The following is a 9,066-nucleotide window of genomic DNA, read 5'->3' as shown; positions in this document are numbered from 1 at the left end:
AGCCTTTTCCACTTTGCAACAGAGTTTCTGCTTACTTTGAAATAAGCCGCAGTATCATTATTATTCATATTATTGTTTTTCTGATACCGAAGAATCTGCAGGATAGCTTCATCATCGTACGCCCGGAATTTCTTGTTTTCTTTTTCATCAGGAATTTCCTTTTCATCAAAAATTCTCTTTTCCAGTTCAAGAATATCCATTACCGAAAGCCTCGGTTTACTAAGCAACGCTTCGCATTTATCTTTTTTATTACGATAACGCATTTCCAGAATATCAGTATATATTCTCTTGTAATCAGGTGAATTTATTCGGAACTCGGGATGTTGTACTTCTCTATCCATCTGTATAAGGTTGTTTTAGGAATTTTATACTCTTCTATGATTTCAGCTTTTGTTTTTAAATTCTTATTCAGTAATTCGAGAACAAAACTGATAATTTCTTTAGTATAAATATTTTTCCGGTAAGCGGGCAGCTTCTGCTTTTCGCTTGTGCCTGCTTTACTTTTTCCGGAAGGAGAAAAAAGAATAATATGCTGTACATATATCCTGAAAAAATCATACTTAAGCAATTTGCTCCATCTCAAAAGAACATGGGTATCTATGCTTTTCTTTTCGTACATAGAACAAATTTCTTTTTCGGTGCATTTCATGAATTTTTCTATTCTGTACATTTCTATCCCTTTTTCATTCACCACCTCGCGAATAATTTTTCCTATATGAATGTTTTTTATATCTAAAGACATAATTTTTTAAATCTGCTATTTGTGTTATTTACCTTCTTGTTTTTTCATCAAAGTCATTTTCTAAGACAACATGAAATTTTTGCATTATTTTATTTTTACAATCCTTGCTTGTTTTGTACAAATATAGATTCTGATATAAATTAAATAGTAAAAATCACAATATTTTTCAATTTAGCTTAAATTAAATAAATAACTGATAAACAATTGTTTAAATAAGCTATTTTGTAAATCCAGTGAGTAAAAGTATCTTAAAATACAATTCACCTAAAAAAAAATCTCTGAAGAGTAAAATTTGCAATAAATATAGTTTCCCATTAAAAATATTCAAATCTTATAATTACTCACTAATTTTTGAATTGATTAAGCATTTGAAATTACTAAAAAATCCATTTGCGTTTTATTTTCAATTCTGAAAAAATTACAAAATTTCTCATCTGTGCATTAATAAAAAATAAATAAAATCATATCAGTTAATGCACAGCATAGACGTTCTTTTTTGAGCGGCTTTTTTGATATTCGAAGCCGGCAATATTAAGAATTAATGCCAAATTTCTTTATAAATTAAGTTTTTAAAAGTTAAAAATTCGATGCATACATTTTATTAAAAATTTTAGACTAAAAAATTATTTTGAACGTAACATTTTGATTATCTTTAGTAAAAAAACAGAATGAAAAAACTTTTACCATTTGTATTATCAATTTATAGCTTATGTAACGCTCAGACAACTGTCACAAAATCCTTTAACGATCCTGTTTCCGGAGATAATGCCAATTATCTTACGGCCACCGGAACTCCAAATAATTCCGGAACAGGTGCGAATATAACTTTTAATAATTCTTCGTTGGTGTTAGGCAGTTCTGCACCCGGAGTTTATTCTACTCCTTCAGCTTCTGAAATTTCTACCTTCCCTGCTTCTACGTTGAAACTAACCGGAAGTCCAAATACAGTCTATTATAAACAATCGGCTTCAAAACTTGAAATTACAGGTCTTATAACAACAGATGCCACACTTAATTTATCTGCCAATAACGGAACGTTTATTTCTTATCCTGCGGCTTACGGATATAACGAGACCGATCAGGCACAGGGAACATTCACCTCAACAACCGCCAACGGTCTTTGTAAAGGAACTATAACGCTTGCAGCCGATGCATGGGGAACTTTACTTCTGGCGTCATCCTCCTTTACCAATGTTTTAAGAGTAAAATCTGTTCAGAATTTCAATCTTTATCTTCCGAATGACACTTCTTTTGTATTTCCTATAGGCTCCATTGTTAATACTTCGTATTCATATTATGGAAGCACCTATAAATTCCCTCTCCTTACAACCAATGAGACGGTGGTAAATATTCCGGTAGCGGGAATTAATAACCAGACCACAAGCTCTGCTCAGGCTTTAAGTACAATAGTATTGGCAGCCGGAGATTCCTCTGCCAAAGCAAAAGGATTAAAAATTTATCCGAATCCTGCAGATGATTTTATTAATCTTAAAGGAGATACTGAAAATTACGCAACAGCAAAAATTTACAGTTTAGATGGAAAACTCATAAAACAATCGGATCTGAAATCCGGAAAAGTGCCGGTTTCTGATCTTCCGCCAGCTTCCTATTTTATTGAAGTTTCTGGAAAAAACAGTAAACCTGAGGCAGCGAAATTCATTAAGAAATAAAAACTTTTATATCAAAAAACAAAAGCCGCCCGAAAAATTTTTCGGGCGGCTTACAATAATTAGATATTAAAACCGGCAAGTAATAATGTATCATCATCGTTATTCACTCTAATCACCTCACTTTTCGGACAGAAATATGGTATTTTCTAAACTTAGAAGAAGATATTTCTTCATCTATTATATATGATGCAACTCATATAGGTTTGCAGATAAAGATGTAAAAATATAGTATTATTTATTTTTAATCCGCTACCTTTAGAGTTATAAATTCATTCTAGAAAATAAGTATATTATCACTTTTAAATGACGTTTTTTATTGAAAAAAATTCATAAGAAACATACATCTGTCAGGAACAGCAGGACTGAGTATTTTATTCATAAAGTTTACACGAAAGATAAAAAAGTATTAAATATTTTGTTTATAGATCACAAATAAAATTTTTCAAATGACAGGTAAAATTATTGGAATCGGTAACTGTATCCCTTCCGAAACTATTGATAATTTATTTTTTAACAATCATATTTTTTTAGACGATAAAGGTGTTCTCTTAAAAGATGACAATTTCTCACTTACCGAAAAATTAAAGAAAATTACAGGTATTGAAGAGAGAAGATACGCATCTCAAGATCAGGTTACTTCAGATCTTGGATTAATTGCTGCAAAAGCCGCCATAAAAGACTCAGGAATAGATCCGGAAACTCTCGATTATATTATTTTTGCCCATAATTTTGGCGATGTACGCTACGGAACCGTGCAGTCGGATATGGTTCCGAGTCTTGCAGCGAGAGTAAAACATCTGCTTAAAATTGAAAATAACTTCTGTGTTGCTTATGACGTTCTTTTCGGATGTCCCGGCTGGATTGAAGGAGTTATTCAGGCAAATGCCTTCATCAGAGCAGGAATGGCAAAAAGATGTCTTATTATTGGAGCCGAGACATTATCCAGAGTGGTAGACATTCATGACAGGGACAGTATGATCTATGCAGACGGAGCGGGAGCAGTTGTACTGGAATACAACAATGAGGATAATTCGGGCATCCAGTCTCATCTTTCAGCTTCTTATACTCTTAAAGAAAAAGACTATCTGTTTTTTGGCAAATCATATGATAATGAAGCCTGTCAGGATACAAAATATATAAAAATGGAGGGCAGAAAAATCTATGAATTTGCGCTTGTACATGTTCCGGATGCCATGAAAAAATGTCTTGATGAAAGTAAATATACCATCGATCAGGTTAATAAAATCATCATCCATCAGGCAAATGAAAAGATGGACGAAGCCATTGTGGAAAGATTTTACCGCTTATACGGATTAAAAATGCCCGAAAATATTATGCCTATGGTAATCCAGAAACTCGGAAACAGCAGTGTGGCAACCATTCCTTCTCTTCTTACCATGATCTTAAAAGGAGAACTGGAACAGCATCAGATCCAGCAGGGAGATATTGTTTTGTTTGCATCTGTAGGAGCAGGAATGAACATTAATGCTTTTGTTTATAAATTTTAAAATAAAAGATTATTAATTATTCTGGCGGTTATGTTTTTGTAATTCCCTTTCAATCTCATTAACTTCTGTGAGCGGAAGAAGGTAGCTGTCTTCAATGTAATCGATAAGATTTTGATGGGTATGCCTGTTCATCTTTCTGATGAAAAGGTGGTTTCCCGTTTTAAGGGATTCAATAAACTGATCAGTATAAACATCTCTGCTGAAAAATGTCTTCTCAAGAACTGCCCTTTTATCATCATTTACAATAATATCAGAAAAATCAGTGTTCATTAATACGGTCTGAAAAAAAGATTCTGCCGGAAGCAGCGTATGCAGATAATAATCTTCAAAATCCATAACCCTTTTGTTATTGGTTAAAAAAACACAGGTTTCCCTTGTAAACATAAACCATTTCCCGCCAATGTAAGGCACAACGCCTTTCATAAACTCTCTTTTATAGACATAGGAAGAAATTTTGTGGGTAAGTTCCGTAAAATGATTTTGTATTCTCTGAAGTGTATCTGGTCTGTAAAACTTTTGGTCGTAATAAAAAATATAATTTCTGCCTTTATTAGCAGTAAGAAACTGCCGGATAATATTTTGCGATTTCAAAGGAGAATCTTCACCGCTTAAATTAATGAAGTAGTCCCACTCAATGCTTGCATTAAGAAGATATTCCATCGCATTAAGTTCTGTCTGGATCATGCTGAAACCTCCGGAAACAATGTTTACACTTTCTAAAATATATACATTGGGAAACCTGACGAGGTAATTCTGTATTTCCTCCGTTAATTCTGCTTTTGCCTTCCGGTCTATATGTATAAGATAGAACTGATCTCTGGTATAAATCTTTTCAAACATTTCTTTAAAGACATCCTGCTTATGATGGATCATAATAAAATATGCGATTCTTACCTGCTTTAAAGATCCGGAAGGAGATTTTTGTGGATATGCCAGAATTGCATCTGCGTATTTTTGCATAAAGATTAGATTAAAATTATCGGCATTATGCAAACAATTCTGTTATGCGTGAAAGGTATGAATAAAATTTTGATAATCAACCTATTAAATTAAACAGTATTCATTTATTTTATCCTATCTTTGCAAAAGCATTAATAAAACAGGTTTCTGCCTTCGCTATTCTGTAATAGTTTAAGATCACAATTTTTCTTTCAGTTTGCTTTTTCAGCCACCCGATTATCAGAGCGATTTCAAGTAGAATTCAGCATTTTTTTATTTGAAAGATGATATGTCATTGTGTGCTGTTCACATTATTTTACTAAAATAATATCAACGCAATACAATAAAACATTGAGATAACAGCAATATAAAACACTGTTTCTCAGCCATAACCTATTCAAATTCTTAAAATGAATTTGCTTACTATAACGGGAAACCGAAATTAATATGATCAGTTTTAAAAATTTAAATTTAATCAATCCTATTGTAAGAGCTGTTACAGAAGCCGGATATTCAAAGCCAACCGAAATACAGGCTTCTGCAATTCCACATATTTTAGCAGGAAGTGATATTTTAGGGTGCGCACAAACGGGAACAGGAAAAACAGCCGCCTTTGCGATGCCTATCCTACAGCTTCTGAAAAGACAGACACCAGAACATAAATCAATCAGGGCATTGATTCTAACGCCAACACGTGAGCTTGCCATACAGATAGAAGAAAACTTTAAAATATACAGTAAATATTTACCCCTTTCGCAACTTTCTATTTACGGGGGTGTATCTGCCGGAGCACAGCTTTCAGCCCTCAGAAAAAGGGTGGACATTCTGGTTGCAACTCCCGGAAGATTACTGGATCTTGTAAACCAGCGATATATTGATCTTTCCAAAATTGAAATATTCGTTTTGGATGAAGCAGACCGGATGCTTGATATGGGATTCGTAAATGATGTAAAAAAAGTTATTCAGATGCTTCCTAAAAAAAGACAGACTTTATTCTTTTCTGCAACCATGCCGGAAAGTATTAAAAATCTTTCGGAAACAATCCTGAATAATCCTGAAAAAGTGACAGTAAATCCGGTATCTTCTACAGCAAAAAGTGTACAGCAGTCTGTCTACTTTGTAGAGAAAAAAGATAAAACAGGGTTACTCATTAATATTCTTCAAGATAAAGGACAAGAGCGTTCTCTTGTTTTTACCAAAACAAAACATATCGCCAACAGATTAGTTGAACAGCTGGAAAGCGCAGGAATCTTTGCTATGGCAATCCACGGAAACAAATCTCAGACGGCAAGACAAACGGCTCTCAATGATTTTAAGAACAGCAGGATAAATGTTTTGATTGCGACCGATATTGCAGCACGAGGAATAGATATTGATGAACTTCCTAACGTGATTAACTATGAGCTTCCCAATGTACCTGAAACCTATGTACACCGGATCGGAAGAACCGGAAGAGCGGGAGCTGAAGGAACGGCAGTTTCATTTTGTGACGATCAGGAACGTAACGATTTAAAAAACATTCAGAAACTGATAGGATTTACAATGCCTGTCATTTCGTTTCAAAAATAAAATCTGTGAAGTCGACAGATTTATAATACCATAATTTTAATACCAATTACCATGCAACAAGGCACAGTAAAATTTTTTAACGAAGCAAAAGGCTTCGGATTTATTTCTCCTGCAGACGGAGGAAAAGACATTTTTGTACATTCTTCAGGATTAAGCACCAGAGAAATCCGTGAAAACGATAAAGTAAGCTTTGATGTACAGAAAAGCGAAAAAGGATTGAACGCAGTTAACGTTAAGTTAGTTTAGTCCCATCATCTGATGAAAAAATTTTCTAACATAATTTTACATGATAATCTGTAAATTCATATAATGTTTGACGGTATTAAGTAGATTTACTTTTTATTTTATTATGTTCATCTGCCTCTTGTGTTTCACAAGAGGTTTTATTAATTTTATAGGCAACAAATAAATTCACTAAATACAATAATAAATAATTATAAGTTTAAAATTTTTAAATAAAAAACAAATTATTAAAAGAACATTTTGTTTTTCACACAAAAATCTATTATTTCAATTTTTGCCCGCTTTTTGCTTTTTGAAAAATATCAACCACTAAATATTAGATCATGAAAAAATTTATCTTCCTCCTTCCCTCTTTTATCTTTTCAGGATTTTCGGCACAGGAAACTACTATTCCTGAAACTCCGGCTAAAAAGGATGTCATTAAAATGACAGCACCTCAAAACCCAGATAAAATGAACATTATCAAGACAAATGTTACAGCATATGTTTTAAGAAACATCAATCTGTCTTACGAAAGAGCCTTTAGTAAACGGTTTTCCTTAAATATGGGATTTGGAACCATGCCTGAAGGAAAAGTTCCATTCATCAATGCATTTCTCAGCGATAAAGACGAAAAAAGATTTCAGAACCTTGAAGTAAAATCATTCAATTTTACAATAGAACCCCGCTTTTATCTGGGAGCAGGCTATGGAAAAGGATTTTATGTAGCGCCTTATTACAGATACTCTAAAATAACTTCCAATACGTTTGATTTTTACTATGATTATACATTCAGCGGAACAACCTACCAAATTCCATTGAAAGGAAACGGAAGCGCACACGGAAACAGTGGCGGCGTAATGGTAGGTGTACAGTTTTTCCTTACACCAAGTAAAAATCTGATACTGGATTTCTGGATCGCAGGAGCGCATTACGGAAAAGGACAGGGCGATTTTACCATGACGAGTGATGTGATCTTAACCCCCGATATGCAGGCTCAGCTGAAAAAGGAAATTGAAGATCTGGATATTCCGTATGTGAATTATACGGTAGAAACCAATGCAAACGGCGCTAAAGTAAATGTAGACGGACCATGGCTTGGTTTCAGAAGCGGACTGTCTCTGGGATATCGATTCTAAAAAATTTTATTTAGCTATTTTAAACCGTTCTTTCCGGAGAGCGGTTTTATTTTTTTATATTAGTCTAAAATCAACACCGCATGTATTCATCTCACGTTTCTGTTCACTATGCTATTCAGTTTGTTTTAGGATACAGGTATTTCATTAAATATGATAAATTATCTGAAAGTTCTTTAAACTGTAGTGAAACGGAAGATTTTTACAGACAGTTCAGACAAAAAGGCGCATTAAACTTAGCATTGATTCCACAAAATAAAATAGAAGAAAATTTTATTGTCAGAAAATTTTCCCGATTTGATCATAAACCATTAGTTGAGGTCATCTATTCCGGGTATTCGGAATACTTTCATATTTCGCACGAAAGAATTGTCCCGATAAAAAATTACAGAAAACAGTTTATTCTGAAAACAAAAGATCATCTGTACGAAAAAATTTACAACATCATTAAATATTATTATGAGAGTTCTTTAATAGAAGCTAATGATCCCATGTATCATCATTTTTACGCAAGTGCATTCTCTCATCTTACCGGCAAAACTGAGGATGATATACCTGAAATTTTTCTACTGATGGATGAAAAAAACTATCATCTGATGATGGCAATGTTTAGCATCAAAGATGTTGGAAATATGGAAATGCATAATGGATTACAGGGAATGGAGTTATTACCCGAAGACGAAAATTTAAGGACATATATGCTTCCTGAATTGGGAAGTCAGTTTTTGTACACAATTTTCAGATAAATTAAATCTAAAATACTTTTCACAATTAAAGAAAAGAAATATCTTTCCTGTATGAATTCATCACAAATCACCACCGCACAAAGAATCAAAGCGATTGTAGGCGGATCAATCGGAAATCTGGTAGAATGGTACGACTGGTACGCTTATGCTGCTTTTGCCATTTATTTTTCAAATTCTTTTTTTCCGGATTCGGATATGACGGCGCAGCTTTTAAATACAGCCGGAATTTTTGCCGTTGGTTTTCTGATGCGACCTGTCGGAGGATGGCTTTTCGGAAGTATTGCCGACAGAATCGGAAGAAAAAAAGCAATGACACTTTCCGTTTTGCTGATGTCTTTCGGATCTTTACTGATTGCTTTAACGCCCACTTATAAAACCATCGGTGTTTTAGCTCCTCTCCTTTTGCTGATCGCAAGATTGCTTCAGGGACTGAGTGTGGGCGGAGAATACGGTGTTTCGGCAACCTACCTCAGCGAAATGGCAACTGCCGATCGAAGAGGATTTTATTCCAGCTTTCAGTATGTGACTTTAATT

General features: G+C 33.9%; 10 protein-coding genes. 7 read left to right on the top strand and 3 right to left on the bottom strand.

What is annotated here, in order from left to right; all coding sequences use genetic code 11:
• Window positions 1-341, bottom strand: a 341-nt coding sequence (locus WFK35_RS17195) for a hypothetical protein (RefSeq protein ID WP_336733618.1), incomplete at its 3' end; no start/stop codon positions are given.
• On the bottom strand, window positions 305-742 hold the full coding sequence (locus tag WFK35_RS17190) for a transposase (RefSeq protein WP_214590959.1): 438 nt from the start codon (window positions 740-742) through the stop codon (window positions 305-307). The genes WFK35_RS17190 and WFK35_RS17195, both read right to left, overlap by 37 nt.
• 668 nt (window positions 743-1,410) lie before the next feature.
• On the opposite strand from WFK35_RS17190, the gene WFK35_RS17185 reads away from it, so the two are divergent.
• Complete coding sequence (locus tag WFK35_RS17185; RefSeq protein ID WP_336733617.1) at window positions 1,411-2,412, top strand: T9SS type A sorting domain-containing protein; 1,002 nt, start codon at window positions 1,411-1,413, stop codon at window positions 2,410-2,412.
• 446 nt (window positions 2,413-2,858) lie between these two features.
• Window positions 2,859-3,920, top strand: a complete 1,062-nt coding sequence (locus WFK35_RS17180) for a 3-oxoacyl-ACP synthase III family protein (RefSeq protein WP_336688480.1) — start codon at window positions 2,859-2,861, stop codon at window positions 3,918-3,920.
• Between the two features lie 12 nt (window positions 3,921-3,932).
• Here WFK35_RS17180 and WFK35_RS17175 read toward each other — a convergent pair whose 3' ends face one another.
• The gene (locus WFK35_RS17175; RefSeq protein ID WP_336733616.1) at window positions 3,933-4,880 is read right to left on the bottom strand and encodes a beta-1,6-N-acetylglucosaminyltransferase; all 948 of its coding nucleotides are present in this window, start codon (window positions 4,878-4,880) and stop codon (window positions 3,933-3,935) included.
• Window positions 4,881-5,309: 429 nt separating this feature from the next.
• Here WFK35_RS17175 and WFK35_RS17170 point away from each other — a divergent pair, with 429 nt between their 5' ends.
• The 5 genes from WFK35_RS17170 to WFK35_RS17150 all read left to right on the top strand — a co-directional run.
• Window positions 5,310-6,428, top strand: a complete 1,119-nt coding sequence (locus WFK35_RS17170; protein WP_336733619.1) for a DEAD/DEAH box helicase — start codon at window positions 5,310-5,312, stop codon at window positions 6,426-6,428.
• 51 nt (window positions 6,429-6,479) lie between these two features.
• Window positions 6,480-6,674, top strand: coding sequence for a cold-shock protein (locus WFK35_RS17165; protein WP_336688478.1), 195 nt, complete (start codon window positions 6,480-6,482; stop codon window positions 6,672-6,674).
• Window positions 6,675-6,994: 320 nt separating this feature from the next.
• Complete coding sequence (locus tag WFK35_RS17160) at window positions 6,995-7,789, top strand: DUF3575 domain-containing protein (protein WP_336733615.1); 795 nt, start codon at window positions 6,995-6,997, stop codon at window positions 7,787-7,789.
• 80 nt (window positions 7,790-7,869) lie between these two features.
• Complete coding sequence (locus tag WFK35_RS17155) at window positions 7,870-8,532, top strand: hypothetical protein (protein WP_336733614.1); 663 nt, start codon at window positions 7,870-7,872, stop codon at window positions 8,530-8,532.
• Window positions 8,533-8,583: 51 nt separating this feature from the next.
• Window positions 8,584-9,066, top strand: a 483-nt coding sequence (locus tag WFK35_RS17150) for an MFS transporter (RefSeq protein ID WP_336733613.1), incomplete at its 3' end; no start/stop codon positions are given.

Origin of the sequence: Chryseobacterium sp. VD8, assembly GCF_037149975.1 — a bacterium.
Lineage (GTDB): Bacteria > Bacteroidota > Bacteroidia > Flavobacteriales > Weeksellaceae > Chryseobacterium > Chryseobacterium indicum.
Note: the sequence above shows the minus strand (reverse complement) of the source record. Positions and strands in the feature narration are given on the sequence as shown.